This is a genomic window from Paraburkholderia phenoliruptrix (assembly GCF_902859825.1).
GTDB lineage: Bacteria > Pseudomonadota > Gammaproteobacteria > Burkholderiales > Burkholderiaceae > Paraburkholderia > Paraburkholderia phenoliruptrix.
This window is the reverse complement of the sequence record NZ_CADIKB010000004.1, coordinates 133,700-155,653: the sequence shown is the minus strand read 5'-3', so window position 1 is coordinate 155,653 and position 21,954 is coordinate 133,700. Positions and strand designations below refer to the sequence as shown.

The 21,954-nt window shown below is 64.1% G+C and carries 21 protein-coding genes; 10 read left to right on the top strand and 11 right to left on the bottom strand.

The window, feature by feature from the left end; translation table 11 throughout:
• Nucleotides 1–65: 65 nt before the first annotated feature.
• From rsxB to HV711_RS07010, 3 genes are all read left to right on the top strand, one after another.
• Nucleotides 66–974 carry an electron transport complex subunit RsxB gene (gene rsxB / locus HV711_RS07020; RefSeq protein WP_035486913.1) on the top strand — a complete coding sequence of 303 codons (909 nt, stop codon included), beginning with the start codon at nucleotides 66–68 and terminating at the stop codon, nucleotides 972–974.
• A gap of 25 nt (nucleotides 975–999) precedes the next feature.
• Nucleotides 1,000–1,644 (top strand): endonuclease III, encoded by a 645-nt coding sequence (nth, locus tag HV711_RS07015; RefSeq protein WP_035486911.1) that lies wholly within the window; start codon nucleotides 1,000–1,002, stop codon nucleotides 1,642–1,644.
• A gap of 166 nt (nucleotides 1,645–1,810) precedes the next feature.
• On the top strand, nucleotides 1,811–2,245 hold the full coding sequence (locus HV711_RS07010) for a DUF1841 family protein (RefSeq protein ID WP_013587650.1): 435 nt from the start codon (nucleotides 1,811–1,813) through the stop codon (nucleotides 2,243–2,245).
• A gap of 128 nt (nucleotides 2,246–2,373) precedes the next feature.
• On the opposite strand, the gene HV711_RS07005 is transcribed toward HV711_RS07010, so the two are convergent.
• Nucleotides 2,374–2,757 (bottom strand): c-type cytochrome, encoded by a 384-nt coding sequence (locus tag HV711_RS07005; RefSeq protein ID WP_013587649.1) that lies wholly within the window; start codon nucleotides 2,755–2,757, stop codon nucleotides 2,374–2,376.
• Between the two features lie 57 nt (nucleotides 2,758–2,814).
• Nucleotides 2,815–3,183, bottom strand: a complete 369-nt coding sequence (locus HV711_RS07000; protein WP_013338619.1) for a c-type cytochrome — start codon at nucleotides 3,181–3,183, stop codon at nucleotides 2,815–2,817.
• A 368-nt stretch (nucleotides 3,184–3,551) separates the two neighbouring features.
• Here HV711_RS07000 and HV711_RS06995 point away from each other — a divergent pair, with 368 nt between their 5' ends.
• The 5 genes from HV711_RS06995 to HV711_RS06975 all read left to right on the top strand — a co-directional run bounded on the left by HV711_RS06995 (nucleotide 3,552) and on the right by HV711_RS06975 (nucleotide 9,058).
• A complete protein-coding gene (locus HV711_RS06995) occupies nucleotides 3,552–4,394 on the top strand; it encodes an AAA family ATPase (RefSeq protein ID WP_013587648.1) in 843 nt (280 codons plus the stop codon).
• A gap of 36 nt (nucleotides 4,395–4,430) precedes the next feature.
• The gene (locus HV711_RS06990; protein ID WP_013587647.1) at nucleotides 4,431–5,606 is read left to right on the top strand and encodes a vWA domain-containing protein; all 1,176 of its coding nucleotides are present in this window, start codon (nucleotides 4,431–4,433) and stop codon (nucleotides 5,604–5,606) included.
• A 35-nt stretch (nucleotides 5,607–5,641) separates the two neighbouring features.
• Nucleotides 5,642–6,862: a benzoate/H(+) symporter BenE family transporter gene (locus HV711_RS06985; protein WP_035486908.1), complete on the top strand. Its 1,221-nt coding sequence runs from the start codon at nucleotides 5,642–5,644 to the stop codon at nucleotides 6,860–6,862.
• 294 nt (nucleotides 6,863–7,156) lie between these two features.
• Nucleotides 7,157–8,110 (top strand): transaldolase, encoded by a 954-nt coding sequence (gene tal, locus HV711_RS06980; RefSeq protein WP_013587645.1) that lies wholly within the window; start codon nucleotides 7,157–7,159, stop codon nucleotides 8,108–8,110.
• Between the two features lie 504 nt (nucleotides 8,111–8,614).
• Nucleotides 8,615–9,058 (top strand): VOC family protein, encoded by a 444-nt coding sequence (locus HV711_RS06975; RefSeq protein ID WP_035486907.1) that lies wholly within the window; start codon nucleotides 8,615–8,617, stop codon nucleotides 9,056–9,058.
• On the opposite strand, the gene HV711_RS06970 is transcribed toward HV711_RS06975, so the two are convergent.
• The 6 genes from HV711_RS06970 to HV711_RS06945 all read right to left on the bottom strand — a co-directional run bounded on the left by HV711_RS06970 (nucleotide 9,055) and on the right by HV711_RS06945 (nucleotide 14,819).
• Entirely contained in the window at nucleotides 9,055–10,308 is a 1,254-nt protein-coding gene (locus tag HV711_RS06970) for an FUSC family protein (protein ID WP_175145032.1), read from the bottom strand. The genes HV711_RS06975 and HV711_RS06970 overlap by 4 nt on opposite strands.
• Before the next feature lie 115 nt (nucleotides 10,309–10,423).
• The gene (gene mctP / locus HV711_RS06965; RefSeq protein WP_013587642.1) at nucleotides 10,424–11,974 is read right to left on the bottom strand and encodes a monocarboxylate uptake permease MctP; all 1,551 of its coding nucleotides are present in this window, start codon (nucleotides 11,972–11,974) and stop codon (nucleotides 10,424–10,426) included.
• Complete coding sequence (locus HV711_RS06960; RefSeq protein ID WP_013587641.1) at nucleotides 11,974–12,213, bottom strand: DUF3311 domain-containing protein; 240 nt, start codon at nucleotides 12,211–12,213, stop codon at nucleotides 11,974–11,976. Before HV711_RS06960 ends, mctP begins: the two co-directional genes overlap by 1 nt.
• Nucleotides 12,214–12,697: 484 nt before the next feature.
• Entirely contained in the window at nucleotides 12,698–13,609 is a 912-nt protein-coding gene (locus HV711_RS06955; protein ID WP_035486902.1) for a class I SAM-dependent methyltransferase, read from the bottom strand.
• Complete coding sequence (locus tag HV711_RS06950; protein WP_035486897.1) at nucleotides 13,606–14,079, bottom strand: DNA-deoxyinosine glycosylase; 474 nt, start codon at nucleotides 14,077–14,079, stop codon at nucleotides 13,606–13,608. Before HV711_RS06950 ends, HV711_RS06955 begins: the two co-directional genes overlap by 4 nt.
• Nucleotides 14,079–14,819, bottom strand: a complete 741-nt coding sequence (locus tag HV711_RS06945) for a chorismate--pyruvate lyase family protein (protein ID WP_035486894.1) — start codon at nucleotides 14,817–14,819, stop codon at nucleotides 14,079–14,081. Before HV711_RS06945 ends, HV711_RS06950 begins: the two co-directional genes overlap by 1 nt.
• A gap of 238 nt (nucleotides 14,820–15,057) precedes the next feature.
• Between HV711_RS06945 and HV711_RS06940 the strand changes: the two genes are divergently transcribed.
• Nucleotides 15,058–15,564, top strand: coding sequence for an OmpA family protein (locus tag HV711_RS06940; protein ID WP_035486891.1), 507 nt, complete (start codon nucleotides 15,058–15,060; stop codon nucleotides 15,562–15,564).
• A 98-nt stretch (nucleotides 15,565–15,662) separates the two neighbouring features.
• Here HV711_RS06940 and HV711_RS06935 read toward each other — a convergent pair whose 3' ends face one another.
• A complete protein-coding gene (locus HV711_RS06935; protein ID WP_035486888.1) occupies nucleotides 15,663–17,423 on the bottom strand; it encodes a tetratricopeptide repeat-containing glycosyltransferase family protein in 1,761 nt (586 codons plus the stop codon).
• Between the two features lie 13 nt (nucleotides 17,424–17,436).
• Nucleotides 17,437–19,311, bottom strand: coding sequence for a hypothetical protein (locus tag HV711_RS06930; protein WP_035486886.1), 1,875 nt, complete (start codon nucleotides 19,309–19,311; stop codon nucleotides 17,437–17,439).
• A gap of 296 nt (nucleotides 19,312–19,607) precedes the next feature.
• On the opposite strand from HV711_RS06930, the gene HV711_RS06925 reads away from it, so the two are divergent.
• Nucleotides 19,608–19,871 (top strand): hypothetical protein, encoded by a 264-nt coding sequence (locus HV711_RS06925; RefSeq protein ID WP_013587634.1) that lies wholly within the window; start codon nucleotides 19,608–19,610, stop codon nucleotides 19,869–19,871.
• Between the two features lie 145 nt (nucleotides 19,872–20,016).
• Here HV711_RS06925 and htpG read toward each other — a convergent pair whose 3' ends face one another.
• Entirely contained in the window at nucleotides 20,017–21,915 is a 1,899-nt protein-coding gene (gene htpG / locus HV711_RS06920; RefSeq protein ID WP_035486884.1) for a molecular chaperone HtpG, read from the bottom strand.
• Nucleotides 21,916–21,954 lie beyond the last annotated feature (39 nt).

The window sequence follows — 21,954 nt, the reverse complement described above, 5'->3', positions numbered from 1 at the left end:
GGCGATAATGTGCTATTTAGTTCAAGCTGTGCGGCCGCCCGCCGAGTCCCGCCTGGCCCCACATCGTGACCGTGATCCAGATCAAGACACTCGCAGATCGCATTGAAGATCTGCTTCCCCAGACGCAATGCACCAAGTGCGGTTATCCGGCCTGCCGTCCGTATGCGGAGGCCGTCGCACGCGGCGAAGCCAACTACAATCAGTGCCCGCCGGGCGGTCAGCAAGGCGTCGCGCGGCTGGCGGCCGTGCTCGGCAAGCCGGTGATTGCGCTTAACCCCGCCAATGGCGTCGAACGGCCGCGTCCACTGGCGGTTATCGACGAACAGATCTGCATCGGCTGCACGCTGTGCATGCAGGCCTGTCCGGTCGACGCAATAGTTGGGGCACCGAAACACATGCACACGGTCGTCGCCGAACTGTGCACGGGTTGCGACCTGTGCGTGCCGCCCTGCCCGGTCGATTGCATTTCCATGCCGCCCGTCACCGGCGAGGCGACCGGGTGGGACGCGTGGAGCGAGGCCCAGGCTGAGGCCGCGCGCGAGCGGCATGACCGGCGCGAGGCGCGTCTCGCGCGCGAGCGCGAAGCCGCCGAAGCGCGTGTTGCGGCGCGGCGAAGCAGCGCTGCCGCGGCCAGTGCAGCCGTGGATACTCAGCCCGGCAATGCGGCAAGCTGGGCGGCATCGCCCGCCCCGGCTGCGCCTGTCGCCGACGACGCCGAGGCGAAGAAACGCGCGATCATTCAGGCCGCACTCGAACGTGCGCGCAAGAAGAAGGAAGAACTGGCAGCCAAGGGCCAGGGGCCGCTGAATACGGAGCATGTCAGCGCCGACGTGCAGGCGCAGATCGACGCCGCCGAAGCCCGCCGCCGCCGTCTGGGCCTTGCGCGCAACGACAGCCCCGAAGCTGCAGACACCACTGACATCGTCAACGCTCCTACGCCGCCGGCCCCGGCTGACACGCGCAACCCGCGCTAACCGCAACCGTCTTCGCCCGCTCAGCATGAACGCGAACAAACGCCGCGCCATCTACGAAACGCTTCAAAGCCTCAATCCGCATCCCACCACGGAGCTGGAGTACACCACGCCGTTCGAGCTGCTGATTGCCGTGCTGCTGTCCGCGCAGGCCACGGACGTGTCGGTCAACAAAGCGATGCGCAAGATGTTCCCGGTCGCGAACACGCCGCAGAAGGTGCTCGAGCTCGGCGAGGAAGGCGTCGCGAACTACATCAAGACGATCGGCCTGTACCGCAACAAGGCAAAGAACGTGATCGCCACTTGCCGCATTCTGCTCGACCAGTACGGCGGCGAGGTGCCGGAGGACCGCGAGGCGCTGGAAAGCCTGCCGGGCGTCGGACACAAGACGGCCAACGTGATTCTGAACACCGCGTTCGGGCATCCGACTATCGCCGTCGACACGCATATCTTTCGGGTTGCGAATCGAACGGGACTGGCGCCCGGCAAGGACGTCCGCGCGGTCGAAGCCGCGCTTGAAAAATTCACGCCCGCCGAGTTCAAACAGGACGCGCATCACTGGCTGATCCTGCACGGCCGCTATGTGTGCAAGGCGCGCCGGCCGGAGTGCTGGCATTGCGTGATCGAGCCGCTGTGCGAATTCCGGCCGAAGACGCCGCCGCCCGATCTTTGAGCGCAAGCACCCTCAGCGGGCCGCCGCAGCGGCGCGTAAAATGGTGCGTTGCGCCTGAAGCAGCGGGCCTCGCGAGCGGCGCCGGTTGACTGCATCGCCCTGGCGGCTCGCCGTGGCCCGCGTGCGCGACATGCTTTCACTCTTCACTCAAGACACCGATCCCACGATGTTCAATCCCAGCCGCGACGAAGTCCGTCAATTCTTCACCGAGACCTGGCGCAAGCAGCGCCAGGGCGAGATCCTGACGCCGCTCGAAGCGATCGCCGCCGACTGGATCAGCGAGCATCCCGAGTATCACGCCGAACTGACCGACGCCGAGGCGGCCCAGGCGCAGGACTACTCGCCCGAACGCGGGCAGACGAATCCGTTCCTGCATCTGTCGATGCACCTCGCCATCAGCGAACAGTTGTCGATCGACCAGCCGCCCGGCATCCGCGCCGCGCACGAGCGCCTCGCCGCCCGGCTCGGTTCGACGCACGACGCACAGCACGCGATCATGGAGTGCCTCGGCGAAACCATCTGGGAAGCGCAGCGCACGGGCCTGCCGCCGGACACGGACGCCTATCTGCAACGGATCGAGCGCCGCGCGACGCGGGACTAGGCGGATAGCGCGACATCCAGAGACATAGAAGCCGCGCCTCAAAGCAAAACACCCCGCACTAAGCGGGGTGTTTGCAATGGCCGGCGCAACCGCGCAGCAGCGCGGTCAATGTGGACGGTACGCGGTGCTTACTTCTTCTGCACGAGATCGCCCTTCAGCGATTCGATATAAGCCGCGAGATCTTTCATGTCGCTTTGCGACAGGCTTTGCACCTGGGCTTGCATGATCGCGTTATTGCGGCCCATGTGCGGGTTGCCGTTACCCATCTGATATTGACGCAGCGCCCAGTAGACGTAATCGGAATGCTGACCCGCGAGCTTCGGATATTCCGGGCTCACCGGCTTGTTCAGGTTCGGGCCGTGACATGCCGCGCAATTGTGGCTCTCGGACAGCACCTTGCCGTTGCCGGCGTCGGCCGCATGGGCGACGCTCGCAGCAACCAGACCGAATACTGCCGCCGACGCGCATGCAGCCTTGAACACCGTGTGGAGTGCCTGTTGGGGCTTATTCATGAATTCTCCTGTCCCGCGAAATGAGTAGCCGTTGACTGGTTCGATAACCGCAGCCGGTTACTTGTCGGGATTGCTCTTCGACGAGGAATTTTGCGCTGCGTAGTAAGCAGCGATGTCGGCGATGTCCTGATCCGATAGCGACGCGGTGATGGCGTGCATCGTTTCGAAGTGGCGGTCGCCCTTCTTGTAGCCGCGCAGGGCGTTTTCGAGGTACGCCTGATTCTGGCCGCCCAGCATGGGCACGCGGTACACCTCAGGGTAAGCCGTGCGATATTCAGGGATGCCGTGGCAGCCAATACACATTGCGACCTTGCCTTGGCCCGCTTTCGCGTTGCCGACGACATCCGCTGCCTGCGCACTGGCCGCATAGCCCGCGAGCACCGACAGCGCTGCGATCACGACGTGTTTGCCGACGAATTTGTTCATAGCATGTAACCTGGCTTGAGGGGAAACGGGCGCCCAAAAAGGCAACGGCCCGCGCCGTTTTTCTTATAGGGAGCCACGCAGGCCAAAAAAATCGGGCTAATTGTACCGCGTCGCCGCGCCGAACGTCCACCGCGCGGGGCGTGGGCGGCGGCCCGCCACGAGCGGCCGCGTGCGGCGCCGCTTGCGTACCCCATGTCCGCGACCCGCGCGCCGCCTGCGCGCGGGCGTCGCGCCACCAGCGCAGCAGCGCCGGCAGCCGACAGACAGCAACGCGGGCAACGCGGCTGCAACCTTACGCGAGCCCGTTTCAGGCCAACAGGGCTTCTGACTTATACTGGGTTTTTTCCCTCGCCAGAGAGCACCTCGCCATGCGTTTCGAAGGCTCATCGCAATACGTCGCCACCCACGACCTCAAGCTCGCGGTCAACGCCGCGATGACGCTCAAGCGCCCGCTCCTCATCAAAGGCGAGCCCGGCACCGGGAAGACCATGCTGGCCGAAGAAGTCGCTGCGGCGCTCGGCATGCCGCTTCTGCAGTGGCATATCAAGTCCACCACCAAGGCACAGCAGGGCCTCTACGAATATGACGCGGTGTCGCGCCTGCGCGATTCGCAGCTCGGCGACGAGCGCGTCAAGGACATCCGCAACTACATCGTCAAGGGCGTGCTGTGGCAGGCGTTCGAGTCGGACGAGCAAACCGTGCTCCTGATCGACGAAATCGACAAGGCCGACATCGAATTCCCGAACGACCTGCTGCGCGAACTCGACCGCATGGAGTTCTACGTGTACGAAACGCGCGAACTCGTGCGCGCAAAGCAGCGGCCGCTCGTCATCATCACCTCGAACAACGAGAAAGAGCTGCCCGACGCGTTTTTGCGCCGCTGCTTTTTCCACTACATCAAGTTCCCCGACCCGGCCACGATGCAGCAGATCGTCGAGGTGCATTACCCCGGCATCAAGAAGGAACTGCTGGCCGCCGCCATGCAGAGCTTCTTCGAATTGCGCAACGTGGCGGGGCTGAAAAAGAAGCCGTCCACGTCCGAACTGCTCGACTGGCTCAAGCTGCTGCTCGCCGAAGACATTCCGCCTGAAGCGCTGCGCTCGGAGGACCAGAAGCAGATCATTCCGCCGCTTGCCGGCGCGCTGTTGAAGAACGAGCAGGACGTGAGCCTGTTCGAGCGGCTCATCTTCATGAACCGCAACAACCGTTGACTTCCCATTGAGTGCTCGCGCCGCAGAGGACCCAGCATGCTGATCGACTTCTTCTACTCGCTGCGCGCCGCGAAGCTGCCCGTGTCGGTGAAGGAATATCTGACGCTGCTCGAGGCGCTCAAGGCGAAGGTGATCGCGCCGTCGCTCGACGACTTCTACTACCTCGCGCGCATGACGCTCGTGAAGGACGAGCAGTATTTCGACAAGTTCGACCAGGCGTTCGGCGCCTATTTCAACGGCGTCGCCAAAACCTCGGAGCTCGCCTTCGAGGTGCCGCTCGACTGGCTGAAGAAGAAGCTGCAACGCGACCTGTCGCCGGAAGAAAAGGCGCAGATCGAGGCCATGGGCGGCATCGACAAGCTCATGGAACGTTTGAAGCAACTATTCGACGAACAGAAAGAGCGGCACGAAGGCGGCAATAAGTGGATCGGCACCGGCGGCACCTCGCCCTTCGGCAATGGCGGCTATAACCCGGAGGGCGTGCGCATCGGCGGGGACTCGGCGGGCAACCGCACGGCCGTCAAGGTGTGGGAAGCGCGCGCCTACCGCGATTACGACGACCAGGTGGAAATCGGCACGCGCAACATCAAGGTCGCGCTGCGCCGCCTGCGGCGCTTCGCGCGCGAAGGCGCGGCGGAAGAGCTCGATCTGCCCGACACGATCCGCAGCACCGCCGCGAACGCCGGCTGGCTCGACCTGAAGATGGTGCCCGAGCGCCACAATAACGTGAAGGTGCTGATGCTGCTCGACGTAGGCGGCTCCATGGACGATCACATCAAGCGCACGGAAGAGCTCTTCTCCGCCGCGAAGGCCGAGTTCAAGCACCTCGAGTTCTACTACTTTCACAACTGCGTGTACGACTTCCTGTGGAAGAACAATCGCCGCCGCCACGCCGAGCGCACGCCGACGTGGGACGTGCTGCACAAGTTTACGCCGGACTACAAGCTGATCTTCGTCGGCGACGCAACCATGAGCCCGTATGAAGTGCTGCAGCCCGGCGGCTCCGTCGAATACAACAACGCGGAGGCGGGCGCCGTGTGGCTGCGCCGCCTCGCGGACCATTTTCCGCATCATGCGTGGCTCAATCCCGAACCGGAAGGCCTGTGGGCCTATCGTCAGTCGGTCAGCGCGATTCGCGAAGTGCTCGGCCACCGCATGTACCCGCTCACGCTCGCCGGCCTCGAGGCCGCCATGCGCATGCTGAGCAAATAGCCCCCGCTCCACCCTCAACGACAAGAAGTATTTGCATGCGCCGCTCGTCATCGCCTGAACTGGCCACCGCCGGCATTCCGCCCGGCCGTTTCAATCCTCTCGCCGACACCTCGCTGTCCGCTGTCGTCGCCGGCTTCGTCGCGATGATGACGGGCTACACCAGTTCTCTCGTGCTGATGTTTCAGGCCGGTCAGGCCGCGCATCTGACGGATGCACAGATTTCGTCGTGGATCTGGGCGTTGTCGATCGGCATGGCGCTCTGCACGATCGGTCTCTCGTTGCGATTTCGCGCGCCCATCGTGATCGCGTGGTCGACGCCCGGCGCGGCGCTCCTCGTCTCGTCGCTGCCGCACGTGCCGTACGCGCAGGCGATCGGCGCGTTTATCGTCTGCGCGCTGCTGCTGACGGTTGTCGGCCTGACAGGCTGGTTCGACACGCTGATGAAGAAAATTCCGGCAGGCATCGCCGCCGCCTTGCTGGCGGGCATCCTGTTTGAGATCGGCATTGAGATATTTCGCGCCGCGCAGTTCCAGACCGCGCTGGTGCTGACGATGTTTGTGACCTATCTGGTCGGCAAACGCATCGCGCCGCGCTACGCGATTCCGCTGACGCTGATTGCCGGCACCCTCGCCGCGGGCGCGCTCGGATTACTCGACTTCAGCCACTTCCAGGTGGCCATTGCGCATCCGGTGTTCACCATGCCGGCGTTTTCGCTCGCCGCCAGCATCAGCATCGGCATTCCGCTCTTCGTCGTCGCCATGGCGTCGCAGAACGTGCCTGGCATCGCGGTGCTGCGCGCGGACGGCTACACCACGCCGTCGGCGCCGCTGATTTCGACGACCGGCCTCGCGTCGCTGCTGCTCGCGCCGTTCGGCTCGCACGGCATCAATCTTGCCGCGATCACGGCGGCGATCTGCACCGGGCCCGAAGCGCACCCCAACCGCCACAAGCGCTACACGGCTGCCGTGTGGTGCGGCATTTTCTATCTGATCGCGGGCGTGTTCGGTGCGACGATTGCGGCGCTGTTCGCGGCGTTCCCGCGCGAACTGGTCGTCTCGGTGGCAGCGCTGGCGCTGTTCGGCTCGATCATGAGCGGGCTGACGAACGCGATGCAGGACGCGCGGCAGCGCGAAGCGGCGCTCGTCACCTTCATGGTGACGGCGTCGGGACTCACGCTGCTGTCCATCGGCTCGGCATTCTGGGGTCTGGTTGCGGGCGTGGTGACGCAAGTGGTACTGAACGCGCGGCGAGCATGAGGCGGCGCGGCGGGGCCGCGCGGACTGCAGGACTGGCCGCCCAGCTGGACTGCCGCCGCCCCTGCCTGAAATAGCGTGAACGGATCGGCAGCGCACGCTGTCAATACTGCATCAGGCGATCCGCCATAAAATAGAAGCATCCGGCAGCGTTTCCCGGCAAGATCATGCCGAGCCCGCGGCAACCCGGGCAGGCGCTGCAGCGTAACTCGCGGCCACCGGATCTGAAGCGGTCTTTCAGTCCGGCGGCAACTCATTCTCCTGAACCATGGCGCATGCGCCCCTGAAGGCACGAATATGACAACCGCACTCGATCAACTCAAGCAATACACCACGGTCGTGGCCGATACCGGCGACTTCCAGCAGCTCGCGCAGTACAAGCCGCAGGACGCGACCACCAATCCGTCGCTGATTCTGAAGGCCGTGCAGAAGGACGACTACCGTCCGCTGCTCGAAAAGACGGTGAAAGATCATGCATCCAAGCCGTTGGGCGCGATCATCGACCAGTTGCTGATCGCATTCGGCACCGAGATTCTGAAGATCATCCCGGGGCGCGTGTCGACGGAAGTCGATGCGCGTCTCTCGTTCGACGTGCAGGGCTCGATCGCCAAGGGCCGCGAACTGATTGCGCTCTACAAGGATCACGGCATCGACCGCGAACGCGTGCTGATCAAGCTGGCTTCCACGTGGGAAGGCGTGCGCGCCGCCGAAGTGCTGCAAAAGGAAGGCATCAACTGCAATATGACGCTGCTGTTCTCGCTCGCCCAGGCCGCGGCGTGCGCGGAAGCAGGCGCGAAGCTGATCTCGCCGTTCGTAGGCCGTATTTACGACTGGTATAAGAAAAATGCCGGCAGCGCGTGGGACGAAGCGAAAGACGGCGGCGCGAACGACCCCGGCGTGCAGTCGGTGCGCCGCATCTACGCGTACTACAAGAAGTTCGGCTACAAGACGGAAGTGATGGGCGCGAGCTTCCGCACCACCGGTCAGATTCTGGAACTGGCCGGCTGCGATCTGCTGACCATCAGCCCGGACCTGCTGCAAAAGCTGCATGAAAGTACGGACAAGGTCGAGCGCAAGCTCTCGCCGGACAGCTCGAAAGACGCGAACATCGAGCGCGTGCCGGTCGACGAGCCGTCGTTCCGCTTCCTCGTCAACGACGAGGCCATGGCAACGGAAAAGCTCGCGGAAGGCATCCGCGCCTTTGCCGCCGACGCAATCAAGCTGGAAAAGCTGATCGAAGCGCTGCGCTAAGCGCGTAGGCGCTTCCTGTTGCCGCTGCTTGCGGCAACCATGGCCGCGATGGCACGTAGCCGCGGTGCGAGCGCAACACGCGGCCCCGAATCGTGTAGATCGGGGCCGCGCGCCGTTTACCCGCCGTTTACCCGCCGTTTACCCGCCGTTTTACCCGCCGTTTTACCCGCCGTTTTACCCGCCGTTTTACCCGCCGTTTTACCCGCCGTTTTACCCGCCGTTTTACCCGCCGTTTTACCCGCCGTTTATCCGCGGTTTACCGTGTGCGCGCGTCGGTGCGCGTCCGTGAGCGTGTGCATCGCGGCTCAGCCGCTGAATTTCGCCAGCTCGTCACACCAGCTCTTCGCCTCAGCTTGTCGCGCCACACACTCTCGCTGTCCGTCTTTTCTCAACGACACAAAGTCACAATCGCCCGAACGCCGTTGCCTAAAATGGTCTGCACGCCCGCTGTTTGTCTTGCCGTCCGGCATAGGGCGTTCCAGATCCATATTTCGGGAGACGACGATGGAAGTTCAACCGTACGTATTCTTCAACGGGCGTTGCGAAGAGGCGCTCGATTATTACCGCCAGCATCTCGGCGCCCAGGTCACGTTCATGATGCGTTTCAAGGACGCGCCGCCCGATGCGCAGAATCCGCCGCGTGCCGGCGTCGAAGAGAAAATCATGCACGCTAACGTGCAGATGGGCTCCACCCAATGGATGGCGTCCGACGGCCACTGCGATCAGGACGCGAAGCCGCTCAACGGCTTCAGTCTCTCGCTGACAGCAGACGACACGGCGTCGGCGCAAAAATACTTCAACGCGCTCGCCGACGGCGGCCAGATCGTCATGCCGTGGGGCGAAACCTTCTGGAGCAAGGGTTTCGGCATGGTGGTAGACCGCTTCGGCCTGATGTGGATGGTGACGCTGCCGCCTGGTGAGACGTCGGTGAGCGGCAGAGCCGCCTAACCCTTCTGGAAAACCCGCGAGTGCCGCTCGATATTCCAGTTAGGCTCGGTTTCGAGAAGCGCCGCGCGCAAGCGCTCCACCTGCTCAGCGAGGCGCTGCCCGAGCCAGTACGGTCCTTGCAGATGGGGCGGCAGCATGAGGGCGGTGTCGGCGGGCGCGGGCGGCGGCACGGCTGGAGTGCCCGGCTCCGAAACTGAAGCTGGCAAGGCGCCCGCTGCAGGAGCGCCAGTCAGCGGCAGCCCGACCACCGGAGCTCCCGCCGCTGCACCTACTGCACCTATCGCGCCCGCCCCCACCACCTCACCCGCCGGAATCCCGAAATGCGTCGCGCGCCCAAAGCGCAGGCCGCGCGCGATCGCCAGCAAAATTCCGCGGACTTCCCGCACCTCGGCGCCGCATCGGTGCGCGTAGGCGGTGCGGGCGGCGGCGTCGGCCTGCATCAACGGGCCGGTCGCGAGCAGTTCCAGCGAACTGAGCACCGAACGATGCAAGCGCTGGATCTCCTCGAGCTTCGCCTGCGGCACGTCGATTTCCTTCGCCACCGAGGGCATCAGCGAGCGCAACTGCACAAGCCGCCGGTTGATCTCGAGAAAGCGCTTCACCTGCTCCTCTTCGCTGATCGTCTCGCCTTCCAGCAAACGCGTGTAGATGCGCGCGCATTCGCGCAGATTGGCGGCGAGCCCGTAACGCCACGAATAAGTGGCGTGCAACGGCAACGCGAAGGAAAAGGCGAGCGCAATCACAATGCCGATCAGCACGTTCAGCGTGCGCCAGAGGCCGACGTCGATCAGATTGTCGCCGTGCCCCGCGACGATACACATGGTGATAGCCGTCAGGAGCCCGATATACCCAGACGCGCCGATCGCGAACCATGCGCAGATCGCCGCAACGATCGACATCATCACGTAGGTGAGCGGCAGCGAGCCGATGAAATTCTGCTGCACGATCAGCAGCAGCCCGATCGAGGCGCCCAGCAGTGTGCCCACCGCCCGCTCCGCCGCTTTCTTGCGGATATTGCCGTGATGCTGCAAGCCGCCGATCACAACCAGCAACGTCACGGAAGACCAGATGCCGTGCGGAATGTCGATACCGGTGGTCGCGAGAATCGAGAACAGCATCGCAACGCCGACGCGCAGACTGTGCAGGACTTTTGCGTGCCGATAGCGGTAATACGGCGACGTGACCGCGCGAACCATGCGGCTCGCCGCCGAACGGGGCGGAACGACGGGGCGGGAATCGGCAGAAGCCATGGCGGGAGCGGGCAACGCGTTCGTAGGAAGTTCCGCTATCGTGCCCTGGAGTGCGCCTGAAATACAAACGCCCGCGGAGTTTCGTCCGCGGGCGTTTGTCTTGTTGCACTGCCTTTTAGCTTTCGACCACGTCCAGATAGTCTTCGGGACGCGTCCGGTCTTCGGCGCGCTGCATGCCGAACGCGCGCACCAGCAGGCTCACCACGACCGCCACGACCAGGTTCACGATCAGCGACCACACTGCGGCATAACCCGGAATGGCCATGCCGAACAGGTGGATCGTAAAGATCGAACCGGCGAGTTTGAGCGAAATAGCCATCCAGGTGCCCGTCGCGATGCCGGCCGCCCAGCCGAGCAACAGGCCGCGATAGTCGAGCACGCGCGTGTAGAGTCCGAGCACGATAGCCGGCAGCGTCTGGATGATCCAGATACCGCCCAGCAACTGCAACTGAATGGCATACGTGAGCGGCAAGCCCAGAATGAACGCCACCGCGCCAACTTTCACGATGAGCGAGACCAGCTTCGCGACGTTGGTCTCCTGGTCGTGCGTCATGTTGCGGTTGACGAACTCCTTATGGATGTTGCGCGTGTACAGGTTGGCTGCCGCAATCGACATGATCGCCGCCGGCACCAGCGCGCCGATGCCGATCGCCGCGAACGCCACGCCTACGAACCAGGACGGGAAGAAGTGCAGGAACAGGGCAGGCACCGCGAAGTTCGGGCCAAAGGCCTTGAAGTACGGCGCGAATTCCGGCATGTCCTTCACGCCCGAAGCGAGCGCCATGAAGCCGAGCAGCGCGAGCAGGCCGAGCACGAGCGAATAAGCCGGCAGCATCGCCATATTGCGGCGGATCGTGTTACCCGATTTCGACGACAGCACCGCCGTGATCGAGTGCGGATACAGGAAGAGCGCAAGCGCCGAACCGACCGCGAGCGTCGCATACGCGCTGTAACCGTTCAGACTCGATACGTCCGGCGCCTTCAGCAGCAGCTTGGCCGGCGGCACGGCGCCGAAGATGTGGCCGAAGCCGCCCAGTTGCGGCGGAATCACAATGATCGCGGCGAAGATCGTAATGTAGATCAGGATGTCCTTGACCACGGCAATCATGGCCGGCGCGCGCAGACCCGACGTGTACGTGTAGGCCGCGAGAATCGCAAATGCAATGATGAGCGGCAGGTCGCCGACAAAGCCCTTCGTGTCGAAGCCGAGCGCGCCGATCACCACTTCGATGCCGACGAGTTGCAGCGCGATGTAGGGCATCGTCGCGACGATGCCGGTCACGGCGATGGCGAGCGCGAGCATGCGGCTGCCGTAGCGAGCCGACACGAAGTCCGCCGAGGTCACATAGCCCTGACGCTTCGCGATGCTCCACAGCTTCGGAAACACGACGAACGCGAACGGATAGATCAGGATCGTGTACGGCAGTGCGAAGAAACCCGTTGCGCCCGCACCGAATACGAGCGCCGGCACGGCAATGAACGTGTAGGCCGTATAGAGGTCGCCGCCCAGCAGGAACCACGTCACGATAGTGCCGAAGCGCCGGCCGCCGAGGCCCCACTCTTCGAGATGGGCGAGGTCGCCGCGCCGCCAGTGCGCCGCGATGAAGCCGAGAATCGTGACGCCGATGAAAAACAGAACGAAGACGAAAGTTGCGATGGCGTTCATTATCGTGCGTCCCCCTGCGGACGGCCCGACGAGCGCGTCCTGGTCTTGAAGTACACGATCGCCGTGATGACCGCGCTGATCAGCACCCACAGGAGCTGATACCAGTAGAAGAACGGAAAGTCGAACAGCACCGGTTCGACCTTGTTATACGACGGCACCCAGACCATGGCGATCCAGGGCAACAGCAACAACCAGAGCCAGTGCTTGCTGGCTTTGTTCGCGTCGGCGTCGTGAGCCATGACGTCTCCTCTTCCCTATTATTGAAATGTTGGCCCGTGTTCGACGGGTGGTGAACCCCCAAAGCGGAGAGCCGCCTCGCGGTAGCACGCCCGCGGAGGATCGCCCCGCATGGGACACGAGTGCCCCGAAAGCTTCGAAAGAGTATAGGAGCCGCGAACGTGCGGTCAAGCAGGGACGACCCGAGGCGGCGGCGCGGCTGCTGGAGCCGGCCGCACGGCGTTTCAGCGGAGCGTGTTTCGGGAAAGAGGTGGTGCGGCGTATGCTGCGGCACGGCGCGGCAGCGAGGGCGCAAGCGCCTTCATCCAGGCCTCGGCGCTCTTCGGAGTGGAAGGCGCAAGCGCGCAACACCACCTCGATGCGCGATGGATAAGGACACGCTGTGCCGTCGCGTGGATGCGACGGTTCTGGCTTCACGATTTCGGCTTAGCGGCTTCCTCCATCAAGCCGGGCCATGGCTGCCCGGCCGCTTGATGCGCGCCTCGGTCAGATGACGAACGACGCGCCCGTCTGTCCCGTCGACTCCTGCAGCCCCTTGATCCATTTGCGTGCCGGCAAGCCGAGCTCGCTTTCGATCAGTTTGGCGCGCGCCTGCAGTGCCGTAAAAGGCACCTCGAGCGCGGGGCCCGAGAACGCGACGGCAATGCGGTTGCCGTCATGCACTTCGGGCAGCGCGAGCACACGGCCGTCGAACGCCTCGTTCAGACGCTTCATGTTGCGCACGAAGCTCGGGTGATCGCCGAACAGATTCACCGTGACCACGCCCGCGTCCGTCAGACACGCGCGCGCCGCGCGATAAAAGCCCACGCTGTCGAGCACCGGGCCGCGCGCGGTCGCGTCGTAAATGTCGATTTGCAATGCGCCGATCGTGCCATGGTTCGCGCGGTCGTTGACGAAGTCCCACGCGTCGGTCTCATGCACCGTGAGGCGGGCGTCGTTCGGCGGCAACTCGAACATGGTGCGCGCGGCCACCACGACGGCCGGGTTGACCTCGACCGCCTCGACCTTCGCGCGCTTCAGGAAGCGGTGCGCGAACTTGGTCAGCGCCGCGGCGCCGAGACCGAGCTGCACGATGCGCCTCGGCGTTTCGATGAAGAGCAGCCAGGCCATCATCTGCTGCGCGTATTCGAGTTCGATGTGATCCGGCTTGCGCAGGCGCATCGCGCCTTGCACCCATTCCGTGCCGAAATGCAGATAGCGCACGCCGCCCTCTTCCGAGAAGGTGACGGGCGCAAAACGCGGCTTGCGCGGCGTGTCGATTTGCGGCGCGTCGTGCAGGTCGTCCTCGCGCGCCGCGCGATGGCTGTTGCGCACCGCTCCCCGTTTGCCCGCGCCGTCGGCGGTGCGATTGCGGAATGCACGCACTTCAGCCGAAGCGCGCTTGATGAGTTTCGTCATGTAAGGATGTCGCGCCACAGGCGCAATTTTTGATCGAACGAGAGCATAGCATTGGCCGGACTCGACGAAGGCAAGACGAGCGTCGTATAGCCCGCCGCGCCGATCACCGGCGCGAAGCGGCCCGCCGTCTTGCCGTTGAAGCAGACCTTTCTGAGCAACGGCGCGTGGTCCCGCAAGGACGCGAAGTCGTTCGGCTGGGCATTGCGGATCGCCGCATCGAGACTGCCCTCGCGATGGCAGGCAGCCAGCACGTCCCACACGCCGATGCCGTGCGACAGCAGCCGCCGCAGCCGCTCTTCGTAGACGAGTTCGGCGAGCGGCTCGTCGAGCACCGCGCCGAGAAGCCGCCAGAACTGGTTTCGCGGATGCGCGTAGTACTGCGTCGCCGCCAGTGACGCCTCACCGGGAAAGCTGCCGAGAACGAGCGTCTGCGTGTCGGCGGCGACGACAGGCGGGAAGCCGCGCAACATCAGCGGCTCCGTTCGCCGGCAGCAGGGGCGGCGGAATGCCCCGTGGAATGCGCGCGAGAAGCGGTGTGCTCCAGCGGGCGACCGTGCTCGCGATGGCGCGGGTGCGCTGCAGGCGCAGGATCGGCGCAATGGGCGGTCTCGGCGGTAGCCGGACGGGTACCCACTTCGCCCGCCGCCGGCGACCGCGACGCGAGATGCACCCATAGCGCCGGCAAAAAGCATTCGGTGACCATCAGCGGTGCGCCATGCCGCTCGAACACCGAGCGGCGGGCAACCATCGCATGCGGCGGCGTTCCGCCGACCTCGCGCGCGGCCAGCCTGTGCAACGGATGCCGTCCGGTCACGCGGCGGCTAACCAGTGCCGAACGCGCGACGCTACTGTCGCTATACAGCAGTTCGGCAAGCGGGCGCGTGCGCAAGCGCCGCGTGGCCTGCCACACGCCGACGCTGGCGGCGAGAGGCGCAACGCTGTGCGCGGCGACAAACGGCACCCCGTCGACGGACAGCACGACCTCGCGCACCCACACCGGCGCGCGCGCATGAAGACCGAGCGCCGCATGCTCGTCAGCCCAAGGCAACGCCACGGCTTCACGCGTGACGCGCACGGCGACCGCGCCGAGCACGCGCAGATGCGCGGTCAAGGAACCGCCGCGCGTCAACCAGTCTTTCTGCGGGGCGCTCCAACAGGGCAAGGGAGCGACGCGCCAGTGCGCGTCGGCGGCATCGAAACGGATAGGCATGGGATCGGATTATAACGGCGCGCCTGTCAGACCATTGCCACGCCCACGGGCGCCTTTTCCGGCATTGGACGATGACCGCCTGATCGCTATCAAAAGCCAGGGCGAAGCCGCCTCTTTCGGAAAGGTCCGATTCTCTGCCGACCGCAGCGCGCGATAAAACCTCCGTGCTTTACGAACCGGCGATTGCCCGCTGTCGATGGGCTCGCCTTCCGATCCGCAAACGAACGAGAGGACAAACATGAAAAAACTTCTGGCTACCAGCGCCTGCGCAATGTCGGTGCTGTTCATGGCGGGCTGCACGGCGCCGCTCAACCGCGATACGGAGATGTCGTTGAACAAGGCCGCGGGCATCGAGGTCGCGCCTGTCGCGAACGGCGTCGCCGTCAAGCTGCCCGAAACAGCGCTGTTCGATTTCAACAAGTCGGAAGTGCGCCCCGACGCGAGCGCGGTGGTCGACCGCTCCGCCGTGCTGCTCAAGCGCAGCAAGAAACCGATCATCGTCGAAGGCTATACGGACAACGTCGGCACGCTCGAATACAACCAGCAGCTCTCCGAAGCGCGCGCTGTCGCCGTGGGCTACGCGCTCGTGGCACGCGGCGTGCCGATGGAGCGTAACCGCACGAAGGGCAACGCGTACAACAATCCGGTGGCGAGCAACGACACGCCCGAGGGACGCGCGCTCAACCGTCGCACGGAAATCGTCGTGCGTGGGGAGACGATGGACACCTTGATGGGTAAGAAGTAAAGACCGCCGCTTGGCCAGGCCAAGCCAGGCCAAGCCCAGGCTGGGTCGGCTCCGGCCCGCATCGACCTTTGAAGCCGGATGAGCCTCACACATCCGGTTCACCGTTCGACGTACTCCTTGAGCGCCTTTGCGACGTCAGCCAGCACCGGTTCCCATTGGTTCAACTCGCGCTGCCTGAAAAGACGCATTGACGGATACCACGGACTATCGTCGCGCGCGACCATCCAGCGCCAATCCGTGAACGTCGGCACCAGCACCCAGACCGGCGTGCCGCATGCGCCCGCCAGATGCGCAACCGCGGTGTCCACCGTGATCACCAGATCGAGCGATTGAATGATCGCGAGCGTATCAGCAAAGTCGTGAATCTCGGAGCCGAGGCACTCCATGTCGATACGGTCGAACGATGCTGCGGCGTCCAGTTGCGCATCGCCCTTCTGTAGCGAAAACCAACGCACGCCGGGCTGGTCAAAAAGCCCCTGCCATTGCGCGAGCGGAATAGACCGATAACGATCCAGCCCATATGCCGGGTTGCCTGCCCACACAATGCCGACGCGCTTTTCGGACGCATACTGCGCCGGCCCACCACCGCGCGCCTCCAAACGGTTACGCCAACGCTGCACGTTCGAAGGCTCGGCGTGCAAATATGCCGTGGCGAGCGGCAACATGGACAGTTGGAGATTCATCTGTGCGGGCATACGCAGCATGCGGCACCAGAAGTCGTAGGGACCCGGCGGCGCCGTAGTCCACGCCGCGTGCACGCCGGCGGCATGGCGCGCGACCTCGCCCAGCGGCTCCTCGACCCACACGTCTACTTGGGCACCACGCCGATGCAGCCAGTGGGCCATGCGCAGAAACTGGATCTGATCGCCCAGCCCCTGCTCCCCGATCAGCAGAAACCGGCAGCCGAACACCCGCTCGCCTTGCCATTCGGGATAATCCGGACGAACGAGATCGTGGTTTTCGGGCAATGCGTCATGCCAGCGGTACTGCGCCCAGCCTCGCTCGAAATCGCCCGCGCGCAGTTGCGCCGCCGCGAGATTGAACTGCATCAGCGCGTTGCCCGGCAAAAGACGCGCGGCCTCGGCCGCGTGCATGTGCATGTCTTCAAATTCGCCGAACATATTGAGCGCGAACGAGGCATTGTGATGCAACCATGCGTCCTGCCGATCGACTGCAAGCCCTTGTCTCGCGACACTGAGCGCGTCGGCAAAACGGTGGGCGCTGTTCAGAGCAAAGGCAAGCTGCTGGAGCGCGGCGGCGTCTGCGGCGCAGCGGGCGCGCAGCGCAGGCAACAGGGCGTCGAGCTCGGCATCGCGCGCGGCCTTTGACAACGCCGCAATCAGCGCAAACGCCTCCGCGATGTTCGAGGTGTCGAGCGCCCATGCACGCAGCCAGAAGTCGGCCGCTTCGGCATGCCGCGCCTGCTCCGTACCGATCTGCGCGAGCGCGCGAACGGCATGGTGCAACGCCGGTTCGAAACCGAGTGCGTTCAAATAGTGCCGACGCGCCTCGTCGAGTCGACCGGAAAGCCTCAGGCAATCCGCAAGATTTCGATGCAGGCTGGCACTGCCCCCGCTGATGCTCAACGCCCGATAGTAGTACGCCTCCGCCGCGATCCGCTCGCCGCTTAACGCGGCAAGCAAGCCGCGGTGCTCCCAGAAATCCGCACGCTGCGGCGCGGCATGCAGTGCCTGATCGAGCTGCTCGCACGCGCGGTCGATAGCGCCCTCACGAAAATAGGCAAGGCCGAGCTGATGCAGTGCGTCTGCATCATTCGGCAGTGCCTGATTGCTGCATGCATGGGTGGACGCATCGCTGGATGAATGGCCGGACGAACCCGATAAGCCTTGATCGATCATGGCTGTGCCGCCGCTAACCGTTCACGACGGGATGCGCCGGCGAGTCCGGACTGACGTTGCCTGCGCCCGCAGCCATCAGCGCCTTCAGACGCGCCGTGACTCGCTCTACCACCGGAGCCCATTGCCCAGGCTGCGGCTGCCGAAAAAGTTCGAGCGAGTCGTACCACGCCTGCGTCTCGTCATTGCCCCAAGCCCAATGCGACACGTGATCGAGCATTCCGAACACGGGCCGCCCGAGCGCGCCGCCCAGATGCAGCGGCGCACTGTCGATCGTGACAAGCGCATCGAGCGCGCAGAGATGCGCCGCGACGTCGTCAAACCCTGTCGGGTAATCGGCTGTCATGTCGCAGACGGAATAGCCCTGTGCGTTCATGACAGCCACGTCGGCCGCCCGACCCGGCGTGAGCGAATAGAACGCAACGTCGGCGAGCGACAGCAGCGGTTCAAGCGCTGTGCGGGCAATGGAGCGCCTGTCGTCACGACGATGCGTCGGGTTGCCGGCCCACACCAGCCCGACGTGCAACTTTGCCTGCGACTGCTGCCCGCGCAGCCGCTCGCGCCACACGGCGACCTTGCCGGGATCGGCGTGCAGGTAGGCATCGCCGCGTACCTGCTGCGGCTGCAGATCCAGCACCAGCGGCAGGCTCATCATCGGCAAGCTGTAATTCGGGGCGCCGAGGGGCCCGTGCTCGATCGACACGCAGTCCTCGTAGAAGCGCTTGAGCAGCGCGTGCAACGACGTCCTCACACACAGCACGAGTCTGCCGCCCTGCTCGTGCACACGTGCAGCGAGCTGCGGCACATAGCGCACCATATGGATGTCGTCGCCGTTGCCTAGTTCGCTGTGCACGACGAGCGTCTTGCCCGCGAGCGTCTCGCCTTGCCAGCGCGGACACAGGCGCGTCATGACGGAAACGATGTTGTTCGGCTCGCGGTCGTCGCGCGCAAGGCGCGCCTCGAAACGCTTCCAGCCGCTTGTCCACGCGCCACGCCGCAGTTCGAGATCCGCGAGATCGACCGCGGGCGTCACCGCGTTCGGGTTGGCTGAGAGCGCTTCACGCAGCATGGCCTCGCTGTCTTCATAGCGCGCCTGCTCGCACAAGTAGAAACCGATGGTCGCCAGCACGTCCGCATTGCCCGGCGACGCGGCGTGGGCGGCACGCATGGTCGACTCGGCCGCGGACGCGTCGTTGCGTTGCCATTGCGCGTGACTGAGCTGCCACGCCATTTCCGCGTCCGCCGGGTTGCGCGCCAGTGCTTCGCGGCAAACCTGCTCGAGCGCGGGCCAGTCGCGCGCCTCGCGCAATGCCAGAGCAAGCTGGAGCGGCAACGCGGGATCGACGGCCGGGTCAAGCGCATGCGCGCGGGCGAGCGCCGTGCGGCGCTCATCGCGGACGCCGGGCCCGTCCAGCGCGCCAAGTGAAATTGCGAGCCACCACGGCCCGCGTGCGTCGCGCGGCTCGCGCCGCTGATAGGCGCGCAGCATGTGCGCCGCGGCCGAATGCGCGCCGCAGTGGTTGATCAGCCAGACGATCCATTCGAGCGTCGCGGCGGGCGGCTGCGCGGCGACCGCCATATCACTGTGATGTCGCGCGACCTCGCCGCGGCCCGACGCGTCGGCGAACAGCGCAAGGCGGGCATGGCGCGCGCCATTCGCCTCGGCTTGTGCCTGCGAGGCGCTGTGATACGCCTGCTCGAAGTGACCCGCGCTCGCATGCAGGTCCGCGTGCAACTGCGGCGTGACGCCCGCGACGGCCAGTTCGGCGGCACGCGAAACGGCCGCCTCGAAGCCCTCCTCACGCAGGATCGACCACAGAAGATACACAGTCTCCCGAGGCGTTGTCACAGTGACCACAACGGGGGAGTCAGCCAGAGCGAAATCGGACATAAACATTCAGAAGATGCCGCGGCGCGCGTATGAGTGAGCGAGTGAGTGCGTTTTGACCACACACCACTTCGGCGCACGCAGCTTATACAAAAACCGACGTAAAGAACCCGCGTGGTTCTCACGTCTCCAGTTCAAAGCGGGATTTCTCAAGATAATGCCGCGCGCCGCGTCTCATAAATCAATCTCAATTTATGGTCGTTGATAAGTTTTAGTTAGTTAACCATAATGATTTACGCCCAGCGCGTAAAAGCGCCCGTGGCGTCCAGCAAATCAACAATTATCAGCAGGGAGTCAGGTTGAATACTACTAACGTGAAGGAAACATCTGACCGCATTGCGCATCTTGCTTCGGTCATCTTGCGTCGTCCGGGCGCCACGCATATCGAGAAGGAGCTGGCCGGCTCCGCACTCGCGCAGCACCACACGTCAAAGCAAACCAGTGCGGGAATTGGGAGCCTTGCGGCGAAAGTACTGGGCGATCCGCACTCGAGTTTTGAGGCGAAGGAGCTGGCCGGCAGCGTACTTGCACAAGTGCGGCATTTGCATGGGCTGATGGTGTAGCACATAACGCAAGCAGTAAGACGAAGCCCGATTTCGCCCGCTGGGTGATACGGTTGCGGGCACTGCAAGGCGAAAAAAATGCGCTGCTTCGGCAGCGCATTTTCAGTTGTTGCATGGCGCGTCAGCCGACGCTGCGCAGTCGCGCTCAGTTCGCGCGCGCGAGCAACAAAGCGTTGGTGCGCTTCACGAAGCTCGCCGGATCGTCCAGCGCGCCGCCTTCAGCCAGCAACGCCTGGTCGAACAGCAGGTGGCACCAGTTGTCGAAGTTGGCGCTGTCGGCATGCAAGCCCTTCACGAGTGCGTGCTCCGGATTCACTTCGAGGATCGGATGGAACGAGGGCGCCTGCTGACCCGCCGCCTTCAGCATGCGCTGCAGGTAGCCGCTCATTTCGCCGTCGTCGGCAACAAGGCAGGAAGGCGAATCGGTCAGGCGGAACGTGAGGCGCACGTCCTTTGCCTTGTCCTTCAGCGCTTCTTTCATCTTCTCGACGAGCGGCTTCAGCTCTTCGCTGACCTTTTCCTGCGCCTTTTTTTCCTCATCGTTCAGCGCGCCGAGATCGAGGTCGCCGCGCGCCACGCTTTGCAACGGCTTGCCATCGAATTCGTTCAGGAACGACAGCATCCATTCGTCCACTCGATCGGTCAGCAGCAGCACTTCCACGCCCTTCTTGCGGAACACCTCGAGATGCGGGCTGTGCGTTGCCGCCTGCCACGTATCGGCGGTCACGTAATAGATCTTCGTCTGCTCGGGCTTCATGCGCGCGACGTAGTCCGACAGCGACACGTTCTGCTCGGGCGTTTCAGTATGCGTGGAAGCAAAGCGCACGAGCTTCGCAATCCGCTCGCGGTTCGCAAAGTCTTCGCCGATGCCTTCCTTCAGCACCTGGCCGAACTCTTTCCAGAAGCCGGCGTACTTCTCGCGGTCGGCTTCGTTCTCCGAGTTGGCCAATTCTTCCAGCATCGACAGCGCGCGCTTGGTCACGCCCTCGCGGATCGCCTTGACGTCGCGGCTTTCCTGCAGGATTTCGCGGGACACGTTGAGCGGCAGGTCGCTCGAATCGACCACGCCCTTCACGAAACGCAGATACGACGGCAGCAATTGCTCCGCGTCGTCCATGATGAACACGCGCTTCACATACAGCTTGAGGCCGCCGCGGTGATCGCGGTTCCACAGGTCGAACGGCGCGTGGCTCGGCACGTACAGCAACTGCGTGTACTCGCTGCGGCCTTCCACGCGGTTATGCGTCCACGTGAGCGGGTCCTGGTGATCGTGCGACAGATGCTGATAGAACTGCTTGTACTGCTCGTCCGTAATGTCGTTCTTCGCGCGGGTCCACAGCGCGCTCGCCTGATTGACGGTCTCGTCTTCGTCCTTCGTGACCATCGCGCTCTTTTCCGCGTCCCACTCTTCCTTTCTCATCAGGATGGGCAGTGCGACGTGATCCGAATACCGCTGAATGATCGACTTCAGACGATGCGACGACAGCAGGTCGTCCTCATCAGCACGCAGGTGCAGCGTGATGGTCGTGCCGCGCGCGGCGCGCTCGATCTGCTCGACGGCGAAATCGCCCTCGCCCGTGCTTTCCCAGCGCACGCCTTCGGAGGCCGGCAAGCCGGCGCGGCGCGTTTCCACGGTGATCTTGTCCGCGACGATGAAGCCCGAGTAGAAGCCCACGCCGAACTGGCCGATCAGCGCTGCGTCCTTCTGCTGGTCGCCGGAGAGTTTGCCGAAAAATTCCTTCGTGCCCGAACGCGCGATCGTGCCGAGGTTCGCGATTGCCTCGTCGCGGCTCATGCCGATGCCGTTGTCGTCGATCGTGACGGTGCGCGCTTCCTTGTCGTAGGACACGCGAATGCGCAGGTTCGGGTCGCTTTCGTACAGGCTGCTGTTTTCAATGGCTTCGAAGCGCAGCTTGTCGGCCGCGTCGGACGCATTGGAAATCAGCTCGCGCAAAAAGATTTCCTTGTTGCTGTACAGCGAATGGATCATCAGGTGCAGAAGCTGTTTCACTTCCGCCTGAAAGCTCATGGTTTCTTGTGCCATGGTCGAACTTCCTCTCTGTTGCGAATCGGTTTGGCGAAT